The organism is Leifsonia aquatica (assembly GCF_014190775.1).
GTDB classification, from domain to species: Bacteria; Actinomycetota; Actinomycetes; order Actinomycetales; family Microbacteriaceae; genus Leifsonia; species Leifsonia aquatica.
In genome coordinates this window covers 50,490-76,520 of record NZ_JACHVP010000007.1, presented here as the reverse complement: position 1 = coordinate 76,520, position 26,031 = coordinate 50,490, and the positions used below count along the sequence as shown (strand labels likewise).

At 70.4% G+C, this 26,031-nt stretch carries 20 protein-coding genes and 1 tRNA gene; 12 read left to right on the top strand and 9 right to left on the bottom strand.

Features of this window, described 5'->3' with window-relative positions:
• Nucleotides 1-17: 17 nt before the first annotated feature.
• Together FHX33_RS20915 and FHX33_RS20910 are read right to left on the bottom strand one after the other, a co-directional pair.
• Nucleotides 18-1,325 carry a DUF4032 domain-containing protein gene (locus FHX33_RS20915; RefSeq protein WP_021763191.1) on the bottom strand — a complete coding sequence of 436 codons (1,308 nt, stop codon included), beginning with the start codon at nucleotides 1,323-1,325 and terminating at the stop codon, nucleotides 18-20.
• Nucleotides 1,326-1,430: 105 nt separating this feature from the next.
• Nucleotides 1,431-2,525 carry an ABC transporter ATP-binding protein gene (locus FHX33_RS20910; protein WP_021763190.1) on the bottom strand — a complete coding sequence of 365 codons (1,095 nt, stop codon included), beginning with the start codon at nucleotides 2,523-2,525 and terminating at the stop codon, nucleotides 1,431-1,433.
• A gap of 299 nt (nucleotides 2,526-2,824) precedes the next feature.
• Between FHX33_RS20910 and FHX33_RS20905 the strand changes: the two genes are divergently transcribed.
• The 4 genes from FHX33_RS20905 (at nucleotide 2,825) to FHX33_RS20890 (ending at nucleotide 6,143) form a co-directional block, all read left to right on the top strand.
• Nucleotides 2,825-3,718, top strand: a complete 894-nt coding sequence (locus FHX33_RS20905) for a DsbA family protein (protein ID WP_021763189.1) — start codon at nucleotides 2,825-2,827, stop codon at nucleotides 3,716-3,718.
• Nucleotides 3,719-3,778: 60 nt separating this feature from the next.
• Nucleotides 3,779-3,854, top strand: a tRNA-Thr gene (locus FHX33_RS20900).
• Between the two features lie 133 nt (nucleotides 3,855-3,987).
• Nucleotides 3,988-5,889, top strand: a complete 1,902-nt coding sequence (locus FHX33_RS20895) for an FAD-binding monooxygenase (protein ID WP_039922339.1) — start codon at nucleotides 3,988-3,990, stop codon at nucleotides 5,887-5,889.
• A gap of 77 nt (nucleotides 5,890-5,966) precedes the next feature.
• Entirely contained in the window at nucleotides 5,967-6,143 is a 177-nt protein-coding gene (locus tag FHX33_RS20890) for a hypothetical protein (protein ID WP_021763187.1), read from the top strand.
• Here FHX33_RS20890 and FHX33_RS22240 read toward each other — a convergent pair.
• Complete coding sequence (locus tag FHX33_RS22240) at nucleotides 6,110-8,026, bottom strand: cellulose binding domain-containing protein (RefSeq protein WP_021763186.1); 1,917 nt, start codon at nucleotides 8,024-8,026, stop codon at nucleotides 6,110-6,112. The two genes, FHX33_RS20890 and FHX33_RS22240, sit on opposite strands and share 34 nt — an antisense overlap.
• A gap of 159 nt (nucleotides 8,027-8,185) precedes the next feature.
• Here FHX33_RS22240 and FHX33_RS20880 point away from each other — a divergent pair, with 159 nt between their 5' ends.
• The gene (locus FHX33_RS20880) at nucleotides 8,186-8,719 is read left to right on the top strand and encodes a phosphotransferase-like protein (protein WP_021763185.1); all 534 of its coding nucleotides are present in this window, start codon (nucleotides 8,186-8,188) and stop codon (nucleotides 8,717-8,719) included.
• A 54-nt stretch (nucleotides 8,720-8,773) separates the two neighbouring features.
• On the opposite strand, the gene FHX33_RS20875 is transcribed toward FHX33_RS20880, so the two are convergent.
• Nucleotides 8,774-9,439, bottom strand: coding sequence for a GntR family transcriptional regulator (locus FHX33_RS20875; RefSeq protein WP_021763184.1), 666 nt, complete (start codon nucleotides 9,437-9,439; stop codon nucleotides 8,774-8,776).
• Nucleotides 9,440-9,679: 240 nt separating this feature from the next.
• On the opposite strand from FHX33_RS20875, the gene FHX33_RS20870 reads away from it, so the two are divergent.
• Together FHX33_RS20870 and FHX33_RS20865 are read left to right on the top strand one after the other, a co-directional pair.
• Nucleotides 9,680-11,740, top strand: a complete 2,061-nt coding sequence (locus FHX33_RS20870; RefSeq protein ID WP_021763183.1) for an acyltransferase family protein — start codon at nucleotides 9,680-9,682, stop codon at nucleotides 11,738-11,740.
• A gap of 91 nt (nucleotides 11,741-11,831) precedes the next feature.
• A complete protein-coding gene (locus tag FHX33_RS20865) occupies nucleotides 11,832-13,226 on the top strand; it encodes an MFS transporter (RefSeq protein WP_021763182.1) in 1,395 nt (464 codons plus the stop codon).
• A gap of 83 nt (nucleotides 13,227-13,309) precedes the next feature.
• On the opposite strand, the gene FHX33_RS20860 is transcribed toward FHX33_RS20865, so the two are convergent.
• Together FHX33_RS20860 and FHX33_RS20855 are read right to left on the bottom strand one after the other, a co-directional pair.
• The gene (locus FHX33_RS20860) at nucleotides 13,310-14,968 is read right to left on the bottom strand and encodes a thiamine pyrophosphate-binding protein (RefSeq protein WP_183428939.1); all 1,659 of its coding nucleotides are present in this window, start codon (nucleotides 14,966-14,968) and stop codon (nucleotides 13,310-13,312) included.
• A gap of 144 nt (nucleotides 14,969-15,112) precedes the next feature.
• Entirely contained in the window at nucleotides 15,113-16,168 is a 1,056-nt protein-coding gene (locus FHX33_RS20855) for a LacI family DNA-binding transcriptional regulator (protein ID WP_021757605.1), read from the bottom strand.
• Between the two features lie 144 nt (nucleotides 16,169-16,312).
• Between FHX33_RS20855 and FHX33_RS20850 the strand changes: the two genes are divergently transcribed.
• From FHX33_RS20850 to FHX33_RS20835, 4 genes are all read left to right on the top strand, one after another.
• A complete protein-coding gene (locus tag FHX33_RS20850) occupies nucleotides 16,313-17,245 on the top strand; it encodes a carbohydrate ABC transporter permease (protein WP_039920940.1) in 933 nt (310 codons plus the stop codon).
• Nucleotides 17,245-18,183 (top strand): carbohydrate ABC transporter permease, encoded by a 939-nt coding sequence (locus FHX33_RS20845; protein ID WP_021757603.1) that lies wholly within the window; start codon nucleotides 17,245-17,247, stop codon nucleotides 18,181-18,183. The genes FHX33_RS20850 and FHX33_RS20845 overlap by 1 nt, the downstream gene beginning before the upstream one ends.
• Nucleotides 18,184-18,247: 64 nt before the next feature.
• Complete coding sequence (locus tag FHX33_RS20840) at nucleotides 18,248-19,594, top strand: ABC transporter substrate-binding protein (RefSeq protein WP_021757601.1); 1,347 nt, start codon at nucleotides 18,248-18,250, stop codon at nucleotides 19,592-19,594.
• 72 nt (nucleotides 19,595-19,666) lie between these two features.
• Nucleotides 19,667-21,439, top strand: a complete 1,773-nt coding sequence (locus tag FHX33_RS20835; protein ID WP_021757599.1) for a glycoside hydrolase family 35 protein — start codon at nucleotides 19,667-19,669, stop codon at nucleotides 21,437-21,439.
• On the opposite strand, the gene FHX33_RS20830 is transcribed toward FHX33_RS20835, so the two are convergent.
• Both FHX33_RS20830 and FHX33_RS20825 read right to left on the bottom strand, forming a co-directional pair.
• The gene (locus tag FHX33_RS20830; RefSeq protein ID WP_221209773.1) at nucleotides 21,440-21,853 is read right to left on the bottom strand and encodes a PLDc N-terminal domain-containing protein; all 414 of its coding nucleotides are present in this window, start codon (nucleotides 21,851-21,853) and stop codon (nucleotides 21,440-21,442) included.
• 47 nt (nucleotides 21,854-21,900) lie between these two features.
• Complete coding sequence (locus tag FHX33_RS20825) at nucleotides 21,901-23,457, bottom strand: carboxylesterase/lipase family protein (protein WP_183428938.1); 1,557 nt, start codon at nucleotides 23,455-23,457, stop codon at nucleotides 21,901-21,903.
• Between the two features lie 193 nt (nucleotides 23,458-23,650).
• Between FHX33_RS20825 and FHX33_RS20820 the strand changes: the two genes are divergently transcribed.
• Nucleotides 23,651-24,466: a DUF4190 domain-containing protein gene (locus FHX33_RS20820; RefSeq protein ID WP_179701545.1), complete on the top strand. Its 816-nt coding sequence runs from the start codon at nucleotides 23,651-23,653 to the stop codon at nucleotides 24,464-24,466.
• A 57-nt stretch (nucleotides 24,467-24,523) separates the two neighbouring features.
• Here FHX33_RS20820 and FHX33_RS20815 read toward each other — a convergent pair whose 3' ends face one another.
• Nucleotides 24,524-25,963, bottom strand: coding sequence for a CitMHS family transporter (locus FHX33_RS20815; protein ID WP_081703917.1), 1,440 nt, complete (start codon nucleotides 25,961-25,963; stop codon nucleotides 24,524-24,526).
• Nucleotides 25,964-26,031: the final 68 nt, after the last annotated feature.

Here is a 26,031-nt window from a genome sequence, read left to right as displayed (position 1 = left end):
AGATCTGCGCGGGGCGGTCAGACCTTCGAACGCCAGTCGTCGTCGTCGTCGTCCTCGTCGTCGTCGAGGCCGGCGGCGCGCCGGATGGTCGGGATGCTCATGGTGTCCGTCGGCGGCGCGATCACGGTGGCCTCGTCGCGGCGGTGGCGGAGCACGTCGTTGATGTACGACGTGAGGGCCTCCGCGAGCGGCACGTCGCGGCCCTCCCGCTGCGACATGAACCAGCGGTGCTCGAGCAGCTGGTGGAACACCTCGGCCGGCTCCAGCTTGCCTTTCAGGTCCGCCGGGATGGCGCGGACCACGGGCTCGAAGACGCGCAGCAGCCACTCGTGCGCCATCGCCTCCTCGTCGAGTCCCTGCTTGCCCAGGGTGGCGGAGTAGGAGTCGAGGTCGTTCAGGAGGCGGCGGGCCTGGTTCTCGCCGGTGTCGAGACCGGTGAGGCGCAGCAGGCGGCGCTGGTGGTGCCCGGCGTCGACGACCTTCGGCTGGATGCGGACGGTGGTGCCCGCGTCCGAGGTCTTGATCGCGAGCTCCTCGATGTCGAAGCCGAGCTCGTTGAGGCGCTCGACCCGCTGACTGATGCGCCAGCGCTCGGACGACGAGAACGACTCGCTGCCGGTCAGCTCCTTCCAGAGCGAGCGGTACGCCGCGACGATGCCGTTGGAGACGCTGATCGGGTCGAGCTCCTCGTCGATCCGGCCGCCGGCCTCCAGGTCCATCAGCTCGCCGGCGATGTTGACGCGGGCGATCTCGAGGTCGTTCTCGCGCTGGCCGTTCGAGAGACCGTCGTACAGCTGGCCGGTCTCGGCGTCGACGAGGTACGCGGCGAACGAACCGGCGTCGCGGCGGAAGAGCGTGTTGGAGAGCGACACGTCGCCCCAGAAGAAGCCGACGATGTGGAGGCGCACGAGCAGCACGGCCAGCGCATCCACGAGCCGCGTGGCGGTGTCGGGGCGCAGCGTCTGCGAGAACAGCGCGCGGTAGGGGAGCGAGAACTTGAGGTGGCGGGTGACGAGGGCGGCGTTCAGCTCGTTGCCGTCGTCGTCGGTGCGGTTCTTGATGACCGCCACCGGGTCGACGCAGGGCACGTCGAGTCGCTGCAGGGTGCGGAGCATGTCGTACTCGCGCTGCGCCATCTCGGCCGTCGTCTCCTTGATGGCGATGACGTAGCCCGAGAGGTTCGCGAAGCGCACGAGGTGCCGGCTGATGCCCTTCGGCAGCAGCGCGATGTGCTCGGCCGACCACTGGTCCAGTGGGATGTTCCACGGGAGGTCGAGCAGTGCGGGGTCGACGGTCGCGGCGGTGATGTTGACGGAGCCGGGCATGAGCGTGCCTTCCGGTGTCGGTGCTGAGGGGGAAAGCACTCTGCCGCAGCCCGGGAACGGACTGCGGCAGAGTGTGATTCCTGTTGGAGCCTAGTGCGCGCGACCTCAGTCGACGACGGCGCCGCCGAGGCGCTCGCCCGACTCCGCGTGGAAGGCGTGCACGTGGCCCGGCTTCGGCGTGATGAAGACGGTGTCGCCGGCGTTCGGGTGCACGCGGCCGTCGACGCGGCCGACGATGTCGGTGCGCTTGCCGTCGACGTCCGAGTGGCCGTACAGGTAGCCGTCGGCGCCGAGCTCCTCGACGAGGTCGACCGTCACCTTGAGGCCGCTGCCCTCGGTGGACGACACGACGACGTCCTCCGGGCGCACGCCGATGGTCACGGCGGTGCCGGCGGCGGCGAGGATGTCGCGCTCGACCGGGACGACCGCGTTGCCGAACTTGATGCCGCCATCGGTGACATCGGCCGTGAAGAGGTTCATGGCCGGGCTGCCGATGAAGCCGGCGACGAAGACGTTCTTCGGCTGCGCGTACAGGTCGCGCGGGGTGCCGACCTGCTGCAGGACGCCGTCCTTGAGGACCGCGATGCGGTCGCCCATGGTGAGCGCCTCGGTCTGGTCGTGCGTGACGTAGACGGTGGTGACGCCGAGGCGACGCGTCAGCGACGCGATCTGCGTACGGGTCTGGACGCGGAGCTTGGCGTCGAGGTTCGACAGCGGCTCGTCCATGAGGAACACCTGGGGGGAGCGGACGATCGCACGGCCCATGGCGACACGCTGACGCTGACCACCCGAGAGGGCCTTCGGCTTGCGGCCGAGGTACGGCTCCAGGTCGAGCAGCTTGGCGGCCTCGAGGACGCGCTGTGCACGCTCCTCCTTGCCGACGCCGGCGATCTTGAGCGCGAAGCCCATGTTCTCGGCGACGGTCATGTGCGGGTACAGCGCGTAGTTCTGGAACACCATCGCGATGTCGCGGTCCTTCGGCGGCACGTCGGTGACGTTGCGCTCGCCGATGAAGATGTTGCCGTCGTTGACCTCTTCCAGACCCGCGAGCATGCGGAGGGAGGTCGACTTGCCGCAGCCCGACGGGCCGACGAGGACGAGGAATTCGCCGTCCGCGATGTCGAGGTCGAGCGCGTCCACGGCGGGACGGTTGGAACCCGGGTAGAGCCGGGTCGCCTTGTCGTAAGTGACAGTCGCCATTTCTTTCTTTTCTCCTTCACCGGCAGGTACGTGCCGGACGATCCGTTGTGATGGATGAACGTGGCGTCGACGTCCGTTGGGCATCGGCGCCGCAATCCCCCATAATATGGCATCGGCGAGGGTGTCGACGACCGCCCCGTGGGTCGAGGCGCCGACGCCGTGCCACACGCGTCCAGCAACCGTCTGGTCTATTCCCAGACTGGCGCAATACGATCGTCCGGTTGCGTGCGACTCGTGCACGACGACGCCGCTGCGTCCCCCTGCGCAGCCCCGATCGACCCCGAGAGTGTGATTCCCCCATGACCGATCCCGACGAGAGCGGCGACGTCCGCGCGGCCGCACGGGAGAAAGCCCGCCAGCTCCGCACGTCCCAGCAGCGCAAGGACCGTCGCAACAGGGCCCTGATCGGCGGCGGTATCGCGATCGGCGTGCTCGCCGTGATCGCCATCGTCGCCGTCGTCATCGTCGGCGCCATCCGCCCGACCGTGCCGGGCCCGAAGAACATGGCCAGCGACGGTGTCGTGGTCGGTGCGGGCCTCAAGGTCGCGACGACCCCCGCCCTCGCCGCCGACTCGAAGCCGGTCGCCAGCACGCCCGACCCCAACGGTGCTGCCGTCGACATCCGCATCTACGCCGACTACCTCTGCGACTTGTGCGGCGACTTCCAGCGCACCAACCTCTCGGAGCTGGAGCCGCTGGTGAAGGATGGCGCGGTCACCGTCGAGATGCACCCCGTCGCGATCTACACGAGCCACTCGGCCGGGACGAAATACTCCCTCCGGGCCGCGAACGCGGCCGCCTGCGTGGCCAACTACTCGCCCGCCGCGTTCTGGGCGTTCAACGCGTCGCTGTTCGAGAAGCAGCCCAAGGAGGGCAGCCCCGGCCTGAGCGACCAGCAGCTGAAGAAGCGCGTCGCGGATGCGAAGGCGGGAAGCATCTCGAACATCGACTCCTGCATCGACGACGGCCGCTTCAAGACCTGGGTGACCACGGCGAGCGATCGCGCGCTGAGCGGCCCCATCCCGAATTCCGACGTGAAGAAGATGACGAACGCGCTGCTCGTGCTCGTGAACGGCAAGCCATACACCGGCTCGCTCACCAGCGCCGACGACTTCAAGGCGTTCATCCTCCAGGCGCAGGGCGACGAGTACTCCTCGACCGCGACTCCCACGCCGACCCCGTCCGCCGGCTGACGCCTCCGGACGATCCTCACGCCATCCTCTAGGATGGTGCGCGACGGGCCAGCCGTCGTCGCCGGCTTAGCTCAGTTGGTAGAGCACTCGCCTTGTAAGCGAGCGGTCGCGGGTTCGAGTCCCGCAGCCGGCTCCATTCCGCCGTATCCTTTCTCCCTCTCTTCGTCGCGCCCTTGTCGCGCTGCTGTCGTGTGCCTATGATCGGTGTGCGATATCAGAATTCGTTGTTCGATAATCGAACAGACCCCACAGCGAAGTGAGGAGAACCCGTGCAGTTCCATCACCACGGTTACGTGTCAGGAGACCCCCGTGTGCAGCCCGCGGCCGGGACCGGCATCGACCGTCCCGACGAGCTGCCCGACGAGGTCGACGTGCTCATCGTCGGCACCGGCCCGGCCGGCATGATCACCGCGGCGCAGCTCTCGCAGTTCCCGGGAGTGACGACCCGCATCGTCGAGCGCCGCCCGGGCCGGCTCGCGATCGGGCAGGCCGACGGCATCCAGGCGCGCAGCGTCGAGACCTTCGACGCCTTCGGCTTCGCCGAGCGGATCATCTCGGAGGCGTACCGGATCACCGAGATGGCGTTCTGGAAGCCGGACCCGGCGGATCCGTCGCGCATCCACCGCGCCGCCCGCGCCGTTGACGACCCCACCGGCGTCAGCGAGTGGCCCCACCTCATCGTCAACCAGGCGCGCGTGCTCGACTACTTCGCGGAGTACATGGCGAACGCCCCCGCCCGGATACGCCCGGACTACGGTTACGAGTTCGCCGGGCTGACCGTCGACGACGACGCCGAGCACCCCGTGAGCGTGCGACTCGTGCGCACGGCGGGCGAGCGCGCGGGGGAGGAGCGGGTCGTCCGGGCGAAGTACGTGCTCGGGGCCGACGGCGCGCGCAGCAAGGTGCGGGAGGCCATCGGCTGCACGCTCGCCGGCGACCAGGCGAACCACGCCTGGGGTGTCATGGACGTGCTGGCCGTCACCGACTTCCCGGACATCCGGACCAAGTGCTCGATCCAGTCGGAGGCGGGCAACATCCTCCTCATCCCGCGCGAGGGCGGCCACCTGTTCCGGATGTACGTGGACCTCGGCGAGGTCAGGGAGGGCGACAACGGCGCGGTGCGGGCGACGACGATCGAGCAGATCATCGCCAAGGCCAACGAGATCCTGCACCCGTACGTGCTCGACGTGAAGAACGTGGCCTGGCACAGCGTCTACGAGGTCGGGCACCGCCTGACGGACCGGTTCGACGACGTGATCGCCGAGGAGCTCGGCACCCGGACGCCGCGCGTGTTCATCGCCGGTGACGCGTGCCACACGCACAGCGCTAAGGCCGGCCAGGGGATGAACGTCTCGATGCAGGACGGCTTCAACCTCGGCTGGAAGCTCGGGCACGTGCTCGACGGCCGGAGCCCGGAGAGCCTGCTCGCCACCTACTCGGCGGAGCGCCAGGTCATCGCGCAGAACCTCATCGACTTCGACCGCGAGTGGTCGTCGCTGATGGCGGCGAAGCCCGAGGAGCTCGGTGACCCGACGGAGCTGGAGGACTTCTACGTGCGCACCGCGGAGTTCCCGGCCGGATTCATGACGCAGTACCCGCCGAGCCTCCTCGTCGGCGAGCCCGCGAACCAGGACCTCGCGACCGGCTTCCCGCTCGGCAAGCGCTTCAAGTCACCGATGGCGACGCGGGTCTGCGACGGCAACCCCGTGCACCTCGGTCATCACGCGAAGGCGGACGGTCGTTGGCGGATCTACGTGTTCGCCGACGCGGCATCGCCCGGGGAGTCTGCGGCGGTCGCCGACCTGGCCGAGTGGCTGGAGCACGCGCCCGAGTCGCCGATCGTGGTCTCCACACCGGAGGGTGCCGACCTCGATGCCCACTTCGACGTGAAGGTGGTCTACCAGCAGCCGCACACGGAGGTCGATCTCGGGGCGGTCCCGTCGGTGTTCCGGCCCCGGGTCGGCCCCTTCGGGCTGATCGACCAGGAGAAGGTCTACGCCGCGGATCCCGCCGACGACGTCTTCGAGGCGCGCGGCATCGATCGCGGCGGTGCGATCGTCGTGGTGCGGCCCGACCAGTACGTCGCGCACGTGCTGCCGCTCGGGGCGAAGGACACGCTCGCGGCCTTCTTCGCACCGATCCTCGGGGCGCGCCGCACCACGACGGTCTGACCCTGTCGGCGCGCGATTCCGAAAACCTACCGTTCTCCCCGTAGGGTGGACACCGTTGTCCACCCGGGGGAGGGTCCGTGAGTCACAAGCGTGCGACCGTCGTGGTCGCCGTCATCCTGGCGCTCGTCGCGATCGCCCTGGTCGGGTTCGGGACCTGGGCGGTGCTCAACGGCGAGACCGGCGCCGGTCAGGGCACCGGTCCCGCCGTCGTCGGGGCCGATCAGCGTGCGGCCGCGACGAACGCCTTCGAGTAGGCCCAGCGCGTGGACGACATCCCGGTGCACATGTAGGCCGGGATGCCCCCGGTGCACGGCTGGTCGCGGGTGAGCTCCCACCAGCCGAGCCCGGCGAGACCGTTCGCCTTCGCGTACGCCGCGACCGTCGTGGCGTTCGCGAGGGTGAAGACCTCGCCGGTGTCGTTCACGCCGATCATGGGCGTCACGGCGACGAGGGCGCGGCGCTGCGCGTCGGAGAGCGCGGCATACGCGCTCACGGTCTTCAGCTGCGCGGCGGTCGCCGTCGCGGCATCGATGGCGGCCTTCGCCATGTCGGTGACGCCCGTCCCGTAGTCCATCGTCATGAGGTTCACGGCGGAGAGCTGGACGCCGGCGGCGGCGAACTCGCGGATGGTCCGCAGCCCGCTGTCCAGGAGGCCGTACGGCATGACCGGGAGCGTGAGGGTGACCTGCAGCGGGTGCCCGGCGGCCGCGCGCTGCTTCTGCAGCGCCGCCACCGCCGTCGCGCGCCGCTGATTCGCCGCGGCATCGGAGACGTCGGCGCCCTCGATGTCGAAGTCCACGCGGTCGAGGCCGAAGCGGGTGACGACCTTCGTGTACGCGGCGAGGACCTTCGCCGGATCGATGCAGACCCGTGCGAGCTCGTCGTTCACGGCTCCGCCGAACGAGGCCACGACGCGGCCGCCGGCCGACTGGAAGGCCGCGATGTTCGACTGGAAGTCCTGAGCGCCGCCGATCGTGTACGCCGTGTAGCCGGCCCAGGTGGGGGAGCAGGCGCTGCTGCGGTCGGCCACGACGAACGCGGCGGTCACCGCCGAGACGCCGCTCGCCTGGCTGAAGGCCGTGAGGTCGGCCGTCGGCCAGAGACCCAGGTCGACGTACGGGGCGACGAGGAGGGAGCCGGACGGCGCAGGGACGGTCGGGGTCGGGGTCGGGGTCGGCGTCGGCGTGGGTGTGGGCTCGGGCGTGCTCGTCGTGCCGTTGATCGTGCACGGGAGGTCCGCTCCGACGACGCGGCAGGCGGTCGGGACGAGACCGGCGCCCGCCGCCTTGTTCGATGTGAGCCCGAACGTGATCTCGCCGCCCGCGGGGAGGGATTTCGCGTACGACGGCGCCGTCACGGAGAATCCGCCGGCGGTGGTCGCGGCCGTTCCGTCCCACAGGCTCACGACCGTTGCCGCGGTGTCGAAGGAGAGCTGCCACGGACTGAGCGAGGCGCCCGAGGTGTTGCGCACCCGCACGGCGGACTGGAAGCCGGCCGTCCACTCGGAGGTGGTGCTCCAGGTGACCTGGAGGCCGCCCGTGGTGGGCGTCGGACTCGGAGTCTGCGTGGCCGTCGGGGTCGGTGTGGGCGTCGGCGTCGCGGTGGCGGTGGGGGTCGGGGTGGCGGTCTGCGTGGTCGTGCCGCCTCCACCCACCGGGCCGCCGTTCACCGAGCACGGCACGGACACGCCTGCGGGCAGGCCGACGATGCTGCAGCCCGCCGGCACGATCGCCGCCGTCCCCGCCTTCGTCGCGGTGAGGCCGAAGTTCGTCTTCGCGCCCGGCGTCAGGGCCGTGGCCCAGGAGGGGGCTCCGACCGTGAGCGTGCCCGGCTCCGACGGCTGCTGCACCGCCGACCAGATGCTCACCAGCGTGTGCGGGAAGGTGAAGCGCACCTGCCAGGGCGCCAGCTTCGTGGTCGAGCCGTTGGCGACATCCACGGAGGCCTGGAACCCGGTGGTCCAGGTGTTGGTGGTGGTCCAGGTGACGTCCACGCGATCGGAGGCGGCGCTCGCCGCGGTGGAGGCGACCGCACCCCCGACGACGAGGGCGGCGGTGAGGATGGCGGCCGCGAGGGCGGAGCGCCGGCGTCGTGGCGAGTCGGCGGGGCGGGAGTCGGTGCGGGGGAAGTCGATCACGGGGGAACCTCCACTCGGGACGGCCGGTGCCGTCTCTGCCGACTATCGGCGGCTCGCTTCGGATGGTCAGTGCCGCCCGCTGCGCCGAGACGGCGAATCATCCGCCGCCTCGACCTGTTTCCGTGCCCTTCGCGCCGCCTCGCGGGCGAGAATGTGGGGATGGACTGCGTCTTTCTCAACGGGACGGTCGGCGTCGGCAAGTCGACGGTCGCGGAGGCGATCAGCGCGCTCGAACCCGGTCCGCACGCGGTCGTCGACCTCGATCAGCTGCGCCGTCTGCATCCCGCGCCCAGGGGCGACGTCTTCAACCACGAGCTGGAGTTGCGCAACCTCCTCGCGCTCGCCGCGAACTACCGAGAGGCGGGAGCGCGCCGGTTCATCCTGGCCGGGGTGATCGAGGAACCGGCGGAGGTGCCGCGCTACGTCGAGGCGCTGGCCGCCGAAGGAATGCTCGTCTGCCGGCTCGTCGCCGAGCCGGCGGTCGTCGAGCGGCGGCTGCGCTCGCGCCATGCCGACGATCCCGAGGGCCTCGAGTGGCACCTCCATCGGGCGGGGGAGCTCGCCGGGATCCTGGAGGCCGCCGCGCTCGACGACGTGGTCGTCGACACGACCGTGGCGGCGCCTCAGGAGGTCGCCCGACGTGTGCGCGAGGCGGCCGGGTGGGACGATCCGCCCCGCCGAGGCGGCGAATAGTCCGCCCTCTCGGCGGAATCGCGTGCACTTCGTGCCGCCTCGCGGTGGCTCGGGTCAGGCGGGGGTGTGCTCGTGCTCGAGGTAGGCGTCGAGGGTGGCCGAGCGATGGCGGCGGGCGGCCGACTCGATCTCGTCGAGCGGAGCGCCCGACTCGATGAGGCCCACGATGCCCTCGTGCTCGCGCACCGACTCCTGGGCGCGGCCGGGTACGAAGGCGAAGGTGGAGTTGCGGAGGTTGCCCAGGCGTCCCCACTCGGCGTTCACGAGATCCAGCAGCCGCGCGTTCGGGCACGGGCCGTAGAGCGACGCATGGAACTCGTGGTTGAGTGCCGTGAACGCTCCCGGGTCGAAGTGGTCGAGGCTCGCGACCATCCGGTCGTTGATGTCACGCGCCCGCTTCAGGTCGGCCGGGGTGAGGGTGCGGGCGGCGAGCGCCGTCGCCGACCCTTCCAGGATGGCGAGGGCCTGCATGCTGAACGCGTATTGCGACTCGTCGACCATCGCGACGCGGGCGCCGACGTTGCGCTCGAAGGTGACGAGCCCCTCCGCCTCGAGCTGCCGCAGCGCCTCCCGGACCGGGACGACGCTCATGTCGAGCTCGGCCGCGATCGAGCCGAGCACCAGCCGGTAGCCGGGGGTGTACTCGCGCCGGGCGATCCTCGCCTTGACCCAGTCGTACGCGGCCCGCGATTTGCTCTGCGTTCGTTCGTCGGTCGTCATCGAGGCGATCCTAGTGCGAACCGGAGCTACCGTTGCCGCCCGCCGGACTGCGGTGAATCGCGACCGTCCCTACGCAATCGCTCGCCGCGCGTGCGGAGGTGCCCGGTCCTTACACGCAGACGGCGCGCGCCGCCTTGCTAAAAATGAGGGCTCAGGGTTCCGGGCCCGCGCGATCCGCGTGCCCGAACGGCCACCTGCGTGACCAGCGAGCGGCCACCTGGCGACCCGAGGAGACCCCCCATGCCTGTGACCGGCCCCCCACAGACGCGACGCGAGTTGCGCGAGCTGGAGCGTGCCGTGGGAGGCACGGCGGCGGCGGCCGAATCGAGACGGAGCGCCAGGGGGACCGCACGGCCGAGCGACCGGACCAGCGCCCCTGCGACGAGATTCGACGCCGTCGACGGCATGCGAGGCGTCGCGATCATCTCCGTCCTGCTCTACCACTGCGGATGGTCGACCCGGGGGCTCTTCGGCGTCGACGCGTTCTTCGTGGTGTCCGGCTTCCTGATCACTCTGCTGATGATCCGCGAGGCCACGCGCACCGGGCGCATCCAGATCGGGAGGTTCTACGCCCGACGCGCTCGGCGGCTCCTGCCGTCCCTCTTCCTCACCCTCACCGCCGTTGTCCTCCTCGTCTGGGCGGAGGGAACGCTCGACGAGCTCACCTCCGCCGCCGGGACCGCCGTCGCGTCTCTGCTGCAAGTCGCCAACTGGCAGCAGATCGGGGCGAACGCCGCCTACTGGGACCAGACCGGTCAGATGGTCCCTCTGGGACAGATGTGGTCGCTGTCGGTGACCGAGCAGTTCTACCTCGTCTGGCCCGTGGTCGTCCTCCTCGGGTGGTTCGTGTGTCGCCGCCGACCCGGCGGCCTCGCCATCTGGCTGTCCATCGCCCTCGTCGCCACGGCGCTCATCGCGCCCCTGCAGTACGACGGCACCAACTCCGATCGGCTCTACCTCGGGACCGATTCGCGCATCGTGGCGTTCGTCGCCGGCGGCGCGGCCGCCGCGGTCGTGTTCCTGATCCTGCGGCGGCGGTCACGCCTTCCGCCGGTCGCCCCCGGCCCGCTCGCCCGTGCCGGGGTGACGGCGCTCAGCGCCGCGACGCTCACCGCAGTGGTCGCCGTGAGCGTCGCCACGATCGGATACCACGAAGACTGGCTGTACCTGGGCGGGTTCGCTCTCGTCGCAGTGGCGATCGCCGTCTTCACTGCGACGCTCTGCTTTCCGGAGAACGCGCTGGTCCGGCCGTTCTCCTGGAAGCCGTTCCGTGTCGTCGGGATGCTGTCGTACTCGATGTTCCTGCTCCACCTGCCCGTCTTCTGGCTGGTGCAGAAGAATTTCGGCCCCGATCTGCACCCTCTCGCCCTCTTCGCGATCGGCGGAATCGCGACCTGGCTCGCCGCCGCCTGCCTGCATTACCTCGTCGCCGAGCCGCTGCGCACCCGCACCTGGAAGCCGGTCGGGGCGACCATCGCCATCCTCCTCGGTGCGGGACTCGTCGCCGGCCTCGCCTGGGGTCTTCCCGTCCAGCGGGTGAACGCCCCTCGTGCCGCGCCCGCGCCGGGTGCGCAGAACACCGACGGTGCCTTCGCCGTCAGCGATCCCCTCCCGTTCCCGACGGCCCCGAACGGTGGACCCCTCACCGTCGCTGTGGTCGGTGACTCGGTGGCGGGAAACATGTACGCCTCGCTCGCGGAGCACCGCACGGCCGACCTGACGCCCGTCAACGTCACGTACGGCGGCTGCGGGATCTTCGACGCCACACGGGCCCGCGCCGACAGCGGGTTCATCACCGAGTCGCAACGGCTCTGCTGGCCGTGGAAGGACAAGCTGCGCTCGGCCCAGAACGGAAGCGCGCCCGAGGCGATCGTCCTCCACAACCTCTGGGACGCGGACGACCAACTCTTCGAAGGCTCCTGGGTCGGCCCGTGCACGGACGTGTGGGCGACGCGCTATCGGTCGCAGCTCGAGCTGCTCGTCGCCATCGGAGCCGAGCAGGAGCAGCCCCCGCTGATCCTGCTCTCGAACGACCGCCCCCGCGATTGGACGGTGTCGCTCACGAGCAAGCGGCTCGGCTGCAAGACCGCGATCGAGGACGCGGTCATCGCGGCCCATCCGAATGTCGTCCGCCTCGATCTGCACGCCGCTGTCTGCCCGGGCGGGACGTGCCGGACGACCACGCCGGACGGCGCCCAGCTCTACTCGGATGGCGCCCACTTCACGCCGGAAGGGCTCGCACTCATGGCCCCGTGGCTGCAGAACGAGATCGCGCGGACCCTGTCCTCGGTCTCGCCGTAGAGTTCATATCCGAGATCGTATAATATACGATCGAGACGGATACAGCCCATCCACTCGACAGACGACGACGTCGATCGAAGGAGAACCCCGCATGAGCACGTCGCAGCCATCCCCGCCCCCGCCCGCCGCCTTCACACCGACCGGGAGCTTCGCCGCCCGGACGGATCGCCGGAGGGTCGTCTTCGCCACCGTGGTGGGCACCACGGTCGAGTGGTACGACTTCTTCATCTACGCGTCGGCCGCCGCTCTGGTCTTCGGCCAGCTCTTCTTCGAGCCGGCAGGACCGCAGTTCGCGACCATCCTGTCGTTCCTCACCGTGGGCGTCAGCTTCCTGTTCCGCCCGCTCGGCGCCTTCGTCGCCGGGCACCTGGGCGACAAGTACGGGCGCCGGTTCGTGCTGATGATCACCCTCATCCTCATGGGCGCCGCGACCGCGCTCGTCGGCCTTCTTCCGACGTACGCGGCCATCGGCATCGCGGCTCCGATCCTGCTCGTGCTCCTGCGCATCGTGCAGGGCATCTCGGCCGGCGGTGAATGGGGAGGGGCGGTGCTGATGGCCGTCGAGCACGCGCCGACCGCGCGCCGCGGCCTCTTCGGGGCGTCGCCGCAGATCGGCGTGCCGCTGGGCCTCCTGCTCGCCTCCGGCACGATGGCGCTCATGGCCGTGATCGCACCGGGCGACGCCTTCCTCGCGTGGGGCTGGCGCGTGCCGTTCCTGCTGTCGATCGTCCTCATCCTGATCGGCTACTACGTACGCCGCCGGGTGGAGGAGAGCCCGGTCTTCCTCGAGATCGCCCAGCGCAAGGAGCAGACCCGCACTCCGATCGTGCAGCTGTTCCGCAAGCACGCGCTGCTCGTGGTGATCGCGGCGCTGATCTTCGCCGGCAACAACGCCGTCGGCTACATGACGACCGGCGGCTACATCCAGAACTACGCGACGAACCCGGACGGGCCGATCGCGCTCGACCGCGGCCCCGTGCTCTGGGCCGTCGCCGCGTCGGCGGTCACCTGGCTGCTCTCCACCTGGTACGCGGGCAGGCTCAGCGACCGCATCGGGCGCCGCACGACCTACATCGCGGGCTGGATCCTCCAGCTCGTCGGCGTCTTCTCCCTCTTCCCGCTGGTGAACACCGGCAGCGTGTGGCTGCTCTTCCTGGGCATCGCCGTGCTGACGATCGGGCTCGGCTTCACCTACGGACCGCAGGCGGCCTACTACGCGGAGCTCTTCCCGGCGTCGGTGCGCTTCTCGGGGGTGTCGATCTCGTACGCGATCGGCGCCATCCTGGGCGGGGCCTTCGCGCCGACGATCGCGACGGCGCTGGTGCAGGCGACGGGATCGACGTTCGCCGTGACGCTCTATCTCGCCGGCATGACCGTGATCGGACTGATCGCGACGCTGTTGTTGCGCGACCGCACCGGCATCCCGCTGGGGCCGGACAACGAGGCCGAGCAGGCGCGCTCGCCGATCTACGGCGCCCGCGGCTGACTCCCGCCTCCGCACTCGAGGTTCACGAAAGGGCGCCCTTTCCGCACGGAATTGGCGCCCTTTCGTGAACCTCGGCGGCGGGGCTAGCTGTTCACGCGGTAGATCTCCTGCTGGTACGGCGCCACGACGGTGGGGGAGATGCGCAGGTCGAGGAGCAGGAACGGGCGCTCGTCCGTCGGGCGTGCGGCCCATTCGGCGAGCACCGCGAGGTCGTCGAGCGTGCGGATGATCGCGGCCTCGGCGCCGACGGCGCGGGCGAGTCCGGAGAAGTCGACCGTCGGGATGAGCATGGGCGCCTGTGCGAGGCCCTTCCGGCCGTAGACGTGCACCTCGGCGCCGTAGGCGGCGTCATTCCACACGACGGCCAGGCCGTGGCCGCCCGCGACGCGCACGGCGGACTCCAGGTCGGCGAGAGCCATCAGACCGCCCCCGTCGCCCGTGCTCAGGACGACGGTGGACTCGGGATGCGCGACCGCGGCGCCCGGGACGCTCGGGAACCCGAGACCGATCGACTGATACGCCGTGCCGACCATCATCATCCGGTCCGGGGAGGCGACGGGCCAGTACATGTTCGCCCAGCCGATGAAGTGGCCGCCGTCGGAGACGACGACGCGGTCCTCCGGCAGCAGCTCGCCGATGCGCGCGGCGGCAGCGCGCGGGTCGAGCAGGCCATCGTCGGCAAGACCATCGGCCCGGCCCAGCTCGTGCGCACGCAGGGCAGTGACGTCGACCGACTCGCGCCAGCCCGACGGGCGGCCATCGCGCTCGCCCAGTTCGGCGACCAGCGCCTCCGCCACCACCCGCGCGTCGCCGCGCAGGTAGCTGCCGACGTAGGGGTGCGTCGCGGCGGCGGCGACATCCACCTGGATGATGCGCGTTCCGGGCGCGAACAGTTCGCCGAACCGCATCGTGAACTGGTTGAGGGAGGCTCCGAAGACGACGGCGACGTCGGCCTCCCGGATGAGCTCCATCGCGGCCTCCGCGCCGAATCCACCGCTCACGCCCAGGTCGTAGCGGTCGTCGGGGAAGACGCCGCGGCCCAGCGCGGTCGTGGCGGTGATCGCACCGGTCGCGTCGGCCAGGGCGCCGAGCGCCTCGCCCGCCCCGGCGATCCAGGCGCCGCGCCCCGCCAAGAGGAGCGGACGCTCCGCGTGCGCGAGGGCCTCGGCCGCCGCCGTAACCGCACCGGCGGCGAAGGGTCCCGTCGGCGCGAGGGGCGCGGGCAGCACGGGCTGCGGTGCGGCCGGGATCGGCCCCGCCTCCCGCGTCGCGATGTCGTAGGGGATCGCCAGGACCGTCGGCACGCGATAGGTGAGCGCGTGCTCGACCGCGATCATCGTGGTCGCCGCGGCATCCGCGCGGCCCACGGTGTACGTGCGGGCGCCGACGGCGGACGCGAGGGCGATCTGGTCGACGCCCCACGGCCGCGGGCCCGAGGTGGGCTCGTCACCGACCAGCAGGATGAGCGGAATGCGCGCCTGCACGGCCTCGGCCAGGGCGGTCAGCGTGTTCGTGAAGCCCGCGCCGTAGGTGGCGGTTGCCGCGGCGAGGCCACCCGACGCCCGGTGGAAGGCGTCGGCGGCGACCACCGCGCCTCCCTCATGCCGCATCGGCGTGTACGGGACGGCGCCCTGGCGCTCCAGTGCGTCGAGGACGTAGGCGTTGCCGTTGCCCATCACCCCGAAGACGTGCTGGACGTGGGCGGCGAGGGTGGCGGCGACGTGTGCGGACACGGAGGGCATGGCGGAGCCTTTCGAGACAGGACGGATGGTGAGCTTCCGTATGTGTCTCGCGCGCGCATCCCCGCGCGCGCCTCGTGCCCATTTTTCGAGCATCGGCGGGAGGCTCGGGGAGCGGCCCGCCGGACTCTCGCAGTATAGCGAGGGCTAGCGCGGGGCGGGGCCCGTGCTGCTGCGCACGACCAGGCGGGTCGGGACGACGGTGGAGGTGACCGGCTCCGGCCGGCCCTCGATCTCGGCGATGAGCAGTTCGACCGCGCGGCGGCCGGTGGCCTCGAACTCCTGGTGGATGGTCGTCAGCGGCGGCCAGAACGAGTCGGACTCGGCCATGTCGTCGAAGCCGACGACGCTCACGTCGTCCGGGACGCGTCGGCCGGCCTCGTGGAGTGCGCGCAGCACGCCCAGCGCCATGCGGTCGTTGGCGGCGAAGACCGCGGTGATCTCGGGACGCTCGGCGATCGCGAGACCGTGCTCGTAGCCGGTTGCCGTCGACCAGTCACCGTGCAGTACCTCCGGCACGGGCGCGCCCGCGGCCTCCAGGGTCTCGCGCCAGGCCTCTTCGCGCCGCCCCGCGGAGTACGACTCGGTGGGGCCGGAGATGTGCCACACGGTCTCGTGGCCCAGCGACAGGAGGTGCTCGGTGGCGAGGCGCGCACCGAGCGCCTGGTCGTTGTCGACCTGGGGGTAGTCGGGGCGCTGGGTGGAGTCGATGACGACCACCGAGAGGCCCTCGGGCAGCTCGACGTCGGCGCCGTCGACGATGTGCGCCTCGATGACGATGATGATGCCGTCCACGGCCTGCTCCAGCAGGCGCGAGAAGGCGATGCTGACGTCCTTCTGCGTGGGCCGCTCGACGGGCACGACGGTGATCGAGTAGCCGGCGGTGGCCGCGTTGACGGCGATCGCGTCGAGCGTGCGCATGTTGCCGTAGGAGGAAAGGGTGAACATCACGACGCCGAGGTTGCGGAAGCGGCCGGAACGGAGGGCGCGCGCCGCGTGGTTGGGGCGGTAGCCGAGCGCGTGCATGGAGGCGAGCACGCGCTCGCGGGTGGCGGCCTCCACGTTGGTGAGCCCGTTGGCGACGCGCGACACGGTCTGGGTCGAGACGCCGGCATGCGCGGCCACGTCGCCGAGGGAGGGGCCCCGCTTGCGCCGGCCGCGCGGCGCTGTGCCGGGCGCGGGCTCGGCGATCGACTCGGTCATAGCTCCCCATTCTGCTGAACTCCGCGCGTTCCGCGTGGATATGCACACCGGACTTGCGCGATGTTGACGTCAACATGTTAGGGTATGCCAGCAGATGTTGACGTAAACATCACCGTGTTGCCCCCGAACCATCCAAGGAAGGCCATGACAACGACGTCCCTCACGCCGCCGGCCAGCCGGCAGGCCGTCTCTCCGAAGCCCCGCAAGCGCCGCGCCCGTCGCGACTGGCGCGGTTGGGCCTTCGTCGCTCCGTTCATGGTCGTGTTCGCCGCGATGATCATCGCGCCGGTGCTGTACGCCATCTACCTCAGCCTGTTCCGGCAGCAGCTCATCGGCGGCAACGCCTTCGTGGGCCTCAGCAACTACATCGCCGTGTTCCAGGACGAGAAGTTCTGGGAGTCGCTCGGCCGGGTGTCGATCTTCCTCGTCATCCAGGTGCCGATCATGCTCGCGATCTCCCTGATCGCGGCGCTCGCCCTCGACAGCGCGCGTCTGCACGGCTCCGGCTTCTTCCGCATCGCGCTGTTCCTCCCGTATGCGGTCCCCGGCGTCGTGGCGGCCCTGATCTGGGGCTTCATCTACGGCGATCAGTTCGGCCTCACCGCGAGCGTCAACCAGCTGTTCGGCACGAGCCTCGCGCCGCTCAGCGGATCGTGGATCCTCGGCTCGATCGGCAACATCGTCACCTGGGAGTTCATGGGCTACAACATGCTCATCTTCTACGCGGCGCTCCGCGTCATCCCCGGCGAGCTGTACGAGGCCGCGGAGATCGACGGCGCCGGCGCGTTCCGCCAGGTCTTCAGCATCAAGATCCCCGCGGTCCGCGGCGCGATCGTGATCGCCACGATCTTCTCGATCATCGGCAGCTTCCAGCTCTTCAACGAGCCGAACCTGCTCAAGCAGATCGCCCCCAACGCGATCAGCAGCTACTTCACCCCGAACATGTACGCCTACAACCTGTCCTTCGCCGGGCAGCAGTTCAACTACGCGGCCACGGTCGCGATCGTGATGGGAGTGGTCACCGCGGTGATCGCGTACGTGGTCCAGCTCCGCGGCTCCCGCAAGGAGGTCAACTGATGGCCACGCTCACCGACGTCGCCCCCACCCGCTCCGACCGCGCCGCCGCCCGTAAGGCGGAGCGCCGAGCCGAGAAGTCGTTCACGCAGGGCCGGCGCCCGCGCCGGTCGATCGTGCTCACCATCGTGATGGTGCTCTTCACGATCTACTCGCTCGTGCCGCTCGTGTGGCTGATCGTCAACGCGACGAAGACCCAGCCGGACCTCTTCTCGTCGTTCGGTCTCTGGTTCGGGAAGGACTTCAACCTCTTCCAGAACATCGCGGACACGCTGACCTACCGCGACGGCATCTTCCTCAAGTGGCTCGGCAACACCCTGCTCTACGTGGTCGTCGGCGCCGGTGGAGCGACCCTGCTCGCCACCGTCGCGGGCTACGGGCTGGCGAAGTTCAACTTCCCGGGCAAGCGCGCGGTGTTCGCGGTCGTGCTCGGTGCGATCGCGGTCCCGGGAACGGCGCTCGCCGTGCCGACCTTCCTCATGTTCAGCCAGGTCGGCCTGACGAACACGCCGTGGGCGATCATCCTGCCCTCGCTCATCAGCCCGTTCGGCCTGTACCTGATCTGGACGTACGCCACCGAGGCCATCCCGACCGAGCTGCTCGAGGCCGCCCGGATGGACGGCGCGAGCGAGTTCCGCACGTTCTTCACCATCTCGCTGCGACTGCTCGCACCGGGCGTCGTCACCGTCGCGCTGTTCGCGATCGTGGCGACCTGGAACAACTACTTCCTGCCGCTCATCATGCTGAGCGATCCGACCTGGTACCCCCTCACGGTCGGCCTCAGCCAGTGGAGCGCGCAGGCGACCGGGGTCGCGGCACAACCGATCTACAACCTGGTCATCACCGGATCGCTGCTGACGATCGTCCCGATCGTCGTCGCGTTCCTCTTCCTGCAGCGCTTCTGGCAGTCGGGCCTCGCCGCCGGCAGCGTCAAGCAGTGATCAACGGCTCCATCCCTCGCACCACCGCATCACCCTGAATCCCAATGAAGTGAAAGGAACACCCATGAAGCGCATCCTGCGTTCACGGTCGCTCCGGCGGGTCGCCACGGCGATCGTCGCCACGGCCGTCGTCGGCGCCTCGCTGGCCGCGTGCTCGTCCGGTTCGAGCTCATCCAGCGGCAGCGGATCCGACGTCGACGCCGCCCTCAAGGCCGGCGGCGAGATCACGTACTGGTCGTGGACCCCCTCCGCCGAGGCCCAGGTCGCGGCGTTCGAGAAGGAGTACCCGAAGGTCAAGGTCAAGCTGGTCAACGCCGGCACCAACACCACCGAGTACACCAAGCTCCAGAACGCGATCAAGGCCGGCTCGGGCGCCCCCGACGTCGCCCAGGTCGAGTACTACGCGATCCCGCAGTTCGCCCTCTCCGACTCCCTCGTCGACCTGACCCAGTTCGGCTTCGACAAGCTCAAGAGCGACTACACGGCCGGTCCGTGGAGCTCGGTGAACGTCGGCGGCAAGCTCGTCGGCCTCCCGCAGGACTCGGGGCCCATGGCGATGTTCTACAACAAGACGGTCTTCGACAAGTACGGCATCGCCGTGCCGACCACCTGGGACGAGTACACGGCCGCAGCGGAGAAGCTGCACGCCGCGGACCCGAACGCCTACATCACCAGCGACTCGGGTGACTCCGGCTTCACCACCAGCATGATCTGGCAGGCCGGCGGCCGTCCGTTCAGCGTCGACGGCACCAAGGTGACCGTCAACCTGCAGGACGAGGGCACCAAGAAGTGGACCGCCACCTGGAACAAGCTGGTCGAGGGCAAGCTGCTCTCCTCCGTCCCCGGCTGGAGCGACGAGTGGTACAAGGCGCTCGGCAACGGCTCGATCGCGACCCTGATCACCGGCGCGTGGATGCCCGGCACCCTCGAGTCGTCGGTCACCGAGGCCTCCGGCCAGTGGCGCGTGGCGCCCATCCCGACGTACGACGGCAAGCCCGCCAACGCCGAGAACGGCGGCGGCGGGCAGGTCGTGCTGAAGCAGAGCAAGAACCAGGCGCTCGCGGCCGGCTTCCTCAAGTGGCTGAACAACGACGAGTCGAGCATCAAGGTGTTCCTGAAGTCGGGCGGCTTCCCGTCGACCACCAAGGACCTCAGCTCCGACGCGTTCCTCTCCGACGCCCCCGAGTACTTCGGTGGCCAGAAGATCAACGAGGTGCTCGCCGACGGTGCGAAGAACGTGTCGACCGGATGGCAGTACCTGCCTTACCAGGTCTACGCGAACAGCATCTACGCCGACTCGGTCGGCCAGTCCTACGCGTCGAACAGCGACCTGAACACGGGCCTGAAGGCCTGGCAGCAGTCGATCGTCGACTACGGCAACAAGCAGGGCTTCACCGTCACCGGCAAGTGACCGCCCCGCGTGGCCGGTCGCTCACCGCGGCCGGCCACGCGTCTGCACCGATCCACCAGGAGAACCCACCTCATGACCACGTTCGAGATCGCAGGCGACGACTTCGTCCTCGACGGCGAGCCGTACCGCATCCTCTCGGGAGCGATCCACTACTTCCGCGTGCACCCGGACGACTGGGCGGACCGTATCCGCAAAGCCCGCCTCATGGGGCTGAACACCATCGAGACCTATGTCCCGTGGAACGCGCACGAGCCGCAGCCGGGCGCCTTCTCCGCCGAGGGCGCGCTCGACCTCGCCCGCTTCCTGCGCACGATCCAGCAGGAGGGGATGCACGCCATCGTGCGCCCCGGTCCCTACATCTGCGCCGAGTGGGACAACGGCGGCCTGCCCGCCTGGCTCTTCACCGACCCGTCGGTCGGCATCCGCCGCTCCGAGCCGGTGTTCGTCGCCGCGGTCACCGCCTTCCTGGAGCGTGTGCTCGCCATCGTCGAGCCGTTCCAGATCCACCGGGGCGGCCCCGTGCTGCTCGTGCAGGTCGAGAACGAGTACGGCGCCTACGGCGACGACAAGGACTACCTGCGCCACCTCGTCGAGGTGTTCCGTGGCGCCGGCATCACCGTGCCGCTGACGACCGTCGACCAGCCGCAGCCCGACATGCTCGAGAACGGCTCGCTGCCGGAGCTGCTCAAGACCGCCTCGTTCGGCTCGCGCTCGAAGGAGCGCCTCGCCACCCTGCGCGAGCACCAGCCGACCGGCCCGCTCATGTGCTCGGAGTTCTGGGACGGCTGGTTCGACCACTGGGGCGCCCACCACCACACGACGCCGGTGGAGCAGTCCGCCGCCGACCTGGACGACCTGCTCGCCCTCGGAGCGTCGGTCAACATCTACATGTTCCACGGCGGCACGAACTTCGGCTTCACCAACGGCGCCAACGACAAGGGCGTCTACCAGCCCATCATCACGAGCTACGACTACGACGCCCCGCTCGACGAGGCCGGCGAGCCGACCGAGAAGTTCTGGGCGTTCCGGGACGTCATCGCCAAGCACGCGTCGGTCCCGGTGGAGGAGCCCGTCGTGGCCGCCTCCGCTCCCGCCTTCTCGCAGACCTTCGAGTCGGCCGTGCCGCTCTTCACGGTCGCCGGGCGCCTGGGGGAGTGGCAGCACACCGACGACGTCCCGACGTTCGACGAGCTCGGCCACTACTCCGGGTTCGGCCTCTACCGCACCGAGATCGACACCCACGAGCCCGCCGTCCTGGAGTTCGGGGAGGTGCGCGACCGTGCGTACGTCTTCGTCGGCTCCACCCGCGTCGGCGTGCTCGCCCGCGACCACCACGACCGCGCGATCACGCTCTCGCCGAGCCGCGGCACCCTGACGGTGCTGGTGGAGGACCAGGGACGCGTCGACTACGGCCCCCGCATCGGCGAGTCCAAGGGACTCATCGGCCCGGTGCAGCTGAACGGCGAAGAGCTGCAGCGCTGGAGCGTGCTGCCGCTGCGCCTGCCGTCACTGGCCGCCGTGCGCGAGGCGCTGGACGCCTCCGCGGCCGCCGGAGACCCCGCTCCCGAGCGCCTGGCCGGGCCGGTCTTCGCCCGCGCCTTCTTCGAGGTGGAGGAGCCGGGGACCCTGTTCCTCGACACCACCGGCTTCGGCAAGGGCGTCGCCTGGATCAACGGCTTCAACCTCGGCCGCTACTGGACCCGCGGACCGCAGGAGACCCTGCACGTGCCCGGACCGGTGGTCCGCGCCGGGCGCAACGAGCTGATCATCCTCGAGCTCGAGTCGGCCGCCGACGCCACAGCGGAGTTCGTGGCCGAGCCGCGGCTGGGCCACACCGACTTCTGATCAGGCGGGCTCGCCGTCGTCGCCGCGACGACGGCGCAGCTCGACCTCCAGCTCTGCGATGCGCCGGGCGATGCGGTCCTCCTCGATCTCGCGCTCCAGAGCGGCGAGCTGCTCCTCCGTGCTGAGCCGTCCGCCGGTGCGGTGCGGTGCGGGCGGAGCGGGCGGGGCCGCAGGGGTGGCGGGAGCGGCAGGCGGGCGCGCCGGGGTCTCCCGCACCACGACGGTCCGCTGCTCCGCGGGATCGGGCCGGCGCCCGAGGAGGAACCAGAGGCCGGGGCCGATCAGCGGCAGCAGGAGCACCAGGATCAGCCACACGGCCTTCGGTGCGAAGCGCACGAGCTCCGGGTCGCGCGACAGGATGTCGTAGAGCGACATCGCCGTGATGACGAGCACGGTCAGGAACACCAGCACCATTCCCCGAGTCTAGGGGTGGGCGCCGGGCGGCCCGGCGGATGAGACGGTCAGCGGAACGACAGCACGACGTCGCCCCACGCCGTCCGCAGCGGCGCGTCGAGATCCGGGACCACGCGGTCCTGCGCGTCGATCACCAGCGTGGCCCGCTCGGTGTCGGAGTACGCCGGCCACCCGTCGCCCGGGACGCCCGTGCGTGCGAACGACGTCCAGCGGTGGATCATCCGCGCAGAGAGGGCCTCGCCTGCGCGGCGGCCGCCGAGCTTGAACGTCGGATCCTTCGGGCCCAGGCCCAGCACGCCCCAGACGTACGGCAGCTCGGTGCCGTGCGCGGCTCCGAGCCCGACCAGCCGAAGGGCGAGCGTCGTGAAGTCGAAGCGGTAGAGGTAGGTGGGGGCGACGCGCGCGTGCCCGGAGGCGGCCCAGATCGCGGGCATCCGGAAGCCGATGTCGGTGGCGATGTCGAGGCCGCGGGCCTTCGCCCGCACCCGGCGGTAGGCGGAGAGCACCTGGTCGCGGCTCGGCGCCTCCAGTCCCGGGTTGTCCTCGAGCATGAGGGCGAACATCCGCTCGATCGCGTCGCGGGTGATCGGGATGAGCGGCGACTTCATGTACGTGAAGAGCGTGGCCTCGTCGTGGTTCGTGCCGATGATCAGGGGGACCGGGAGGCCGCGGCCCTCGCTGAGCACCGTGATCGGGTGCTCGGGCACCAGGTCGCCGTCGACGATCGGGGCGAAGGCGAGGGTGCCCGGGATGCTGCTCGGCACGTCGTTGTAGACCGCGGCGGCCGCGTCGACGATCCGGGCGACCGGCAGGCGGCGGAGCACAGCCGCCGCGCCGGCGGGGTCGACGCCGGCCGCGGCGAGGAAGCGGTCGGCGACCGCTCGCGCTCGCGCCGGCCCGTACATCGAGCTGGCGGGCGAGCTCTCGGCGATGGCGGCCTGGAACAGACCGGAGGCGGCCGGGGTCGCCAGCAGGGTCGTCACCAGGCCGGCGCCGGCGGACTCGCCGAAGACGGTGACGCGGGAGGGGTCGCCCCCGAACGCGGCGACGTTGTCGCGCACCCATTCGAGGGCGAGGAGCACATCCCGCAGCGCGAGGTTGGAGTCGAAGGGCTGCTCCGCGGTCGAGAACGACGAGAGGTCGAGGAAGCCGAGCGCGCCGATCCGGTAGTTGATCGTGACGACGACCGTGTCGCCGGTCGCGGCGAGCTCGACGGCGTCGAAGAGCGGCTGGCTGGCGGCGCCATAGGTGTACGCGCCGCCGTGGATCCAGACCATGACGGGCTTGCTCGTGTCGCCGCCGTTCGGCCGCCACACGTTGAGGAAGAGGCAGTCCTCGTCGAGCTCGGCGTCGTGGCCCAGCGAGATTCCGGGGTTCAGTTGCTGCGGGGCGGCCGCACCGAAGGCCGTCGCATCGGCGACGCCCTCCCACGACTCGGCCGCCACGGGAGCGCGCCAGCGCCGGGCGCCGATCGGGGGCTGGGCGTACCGGATGCCCTTCCACACGCTCGCGCGTTCACCGGTGACACCGCGGACCGCGCCCGTGCGGATGCGGACGACCGCCTCCGCGGCCGTGCCGGTGCCGGTGGTCTCGTGACCGCTCATCTGTCCCTCCCCGACGACAGGCGGCCGTGCCCGGCCGCCTGCGGGAGTCTCGCAGAAAACGGCCGCGGCCTTCGGCGGCGCGCCGCCCGGGGTTTCGGGGAGGGGCCCCTCCTCCGTAGACTCGGAGGGCCGTGCCGGGGGTCACGTCATCCCCGGCGGTCCGTGCGTCCCATTCACCAGAAGCGAGACTCCCTTGACGACGACCCCTCCCGAACCGAACGACGCCCAGCCGAACCCGGCCCCCGACGCCCCGCAGCAGCCGGTCGAGCAGCCGGCTCCCGCGTACGCCGCGGCGCCCGCTCCCGGCTACGCCGCTGCACCGCCCGTCCCGCCGGCGGCCGGCGGACCGGGCGTGCCGCCCTACCAGCCGTACCAGGCCCCGGCGCCGTCGAGCGGCACGACCAACGTGCTGGCGATCGTCGCCTTCGTCGCGTCGTTCTTCGTGAACATCGTGGGCATCGTCTGCGGCCACATCGCCCTCAGCCAGATCAAGCGCACGGGCGAGAAGGGCCGCGGCTTCGCGCTGGCCGGCCTCATCATCGGCTACGTCAGCGTCGCGATCACCATCGTCAGCATCGTCTTCGTGATCATCGCCTCGGTGGCCAGCGGCCTGGCCGTCGCGAACGCGGTGCGCAACCTGCCGACCGACCTGCCGAGCGACTCGTCCAGCGACGCCGCGCTCACCGTCGACTGCGCGCGCCTCGACGCCGCGGCCAGCAGCCTCATCCCGGTGCTCAACGACCAGATCCCGAACCTCGCCACCGACCCGACGACGGCGCAGGCGCAGATCGTCGCCGCGTTCGACGCCTTCACGGCCTCGACCTCCGACCTGAGCGACCCCGACCTGGCGAGCGAGGTGGACGCGTTCAACGCGGACGTCGAGACACTCAAGGCCGACCTGAACACGTACATCGCGACGCCGGAGGCCGACCGCGACTCGTCGCTGCTCGAGTCCGACGTCAGCACGATCAGCGACCAGTTCGACACGCTCGGCTCGTACTGCGGCTGAGCCCGCCTGACGATCAGGAGGGCCGGGCGTCATCGTGACACCCGGCCCTCCGTCGTCTCAGCCGAAGGGCACGGCTCCCAGCAGCACGCCGACCGTGAGCATGACGAGGGAGACGACGAGCGCCCGCCACAGCACCTTCTTGTGGTGGTCGCCGAGGTTCACGCCCGCGAGGGAGACCAGCAGCAGGATGGCGGGCACGAGCGGGCTCTGCAGGTGGACGGGCTGTCCGATGATCGACGCCCGCGCCATCTCGACCGGGCTGATCCCGTAGGTCGCCGCGGTCTCGGACAGGATCGGGAGGATGCCGTAGTAGAAGGCGTCGTTCGACATGAAGAACGTCATCGGGATCGACAGGAGGCCGGTGATGACGGCGAGGAAGGGCCCCATCGACGCGGGGACGATGTCGACGACCCACTGCGCCATCGCCGTGACCATGCCCGTCCCGTTGAGGACGCCGACCAGCACGCCCGCCGCGAGCACCATCGAGACCACCCCGACGATGCTGGGGGCGTGCGCCACGATCTCGTCGGCCTGGGCGCGGAGCTTCGGGAAGTTCACGATCAGTGCGATGGCGGAGCCGACCATGAAGATGTAGGCCAGCGGCAGGACGTCGATGACGAGCAGCACCATCACGACGAGCGTCAGGGCGAGGTTCACCCAGATCAGCCGCGGGCGGAGGGTGGCGCGTCCCGGGTCGAGGGCGGTCCCCGCCAGCGTCTCCGTCGGCGCGTCGGCGGTCACCGTTGTGCCTCCTCCTCGAACGGTCACGATGCCCGTGGTGTCGACCGAGCCGCGCGCCCCCGGCGCCGCCTGTGCGCCCCGGACCAGACGTCCGCCCTGGAACAGGGCGAACCGGCGTCGGGGCTCTCCGCCGCGCTCCGTCGCGAACGGCTCGGAGAGCGCCAGGCTGCCGACGCGGTTGCGCTCGCGCACGCCCAGCACCCATACGAGGGCGAAGGCGACGACGAGGCCCACGGCGAGCGACGGGAGCATGGGGACGAAGATGTCCGTCGGCGACACCTTGAGGGCGGCGGCGGCGCGGGCGGTCGGGCCGCCCCAGGGGACGATGTTGAGGGTGCCGTTGACCAGTCCGGCCACGCAGGTGAGGACGACCGGGCTCATGCCCAGCCGCAGGTAGATCGGGAGCATGGCGGAGGTCGTGATGATGAACGTCGTCGACCCGTCGCCGTCGAGCGAGACGGCTCCCGCGAGGAGCGCCGTGCCCAGGACCACCTTCGCCGGGTCGTCGCCGAGGAAGCGCACGATGAAGCGGATCAAGGGGTCGAACAGCCCGACGTCGATCATGATGCCGAAGAACATGATCGCGAACATGAGCAGTGCCGCGGTCGGTGCGAGGTCTTTGAGGGCGTCGACGATCATGTCGCCGAGGCCCAGACCGGCTCCGGCGAACAGGCCGAAGATCGTGGGCACGATGATGAGGGCGACCATCGGCGTCAGCCGTTTGGTCATGATGAGGGCCATGAAGGCGAGGATCATGGTGAATCCGAGGATGACGAGCACGTCGACTCCTTCGTCGAGTGGGATGGACTTCCCCACACCGTAGG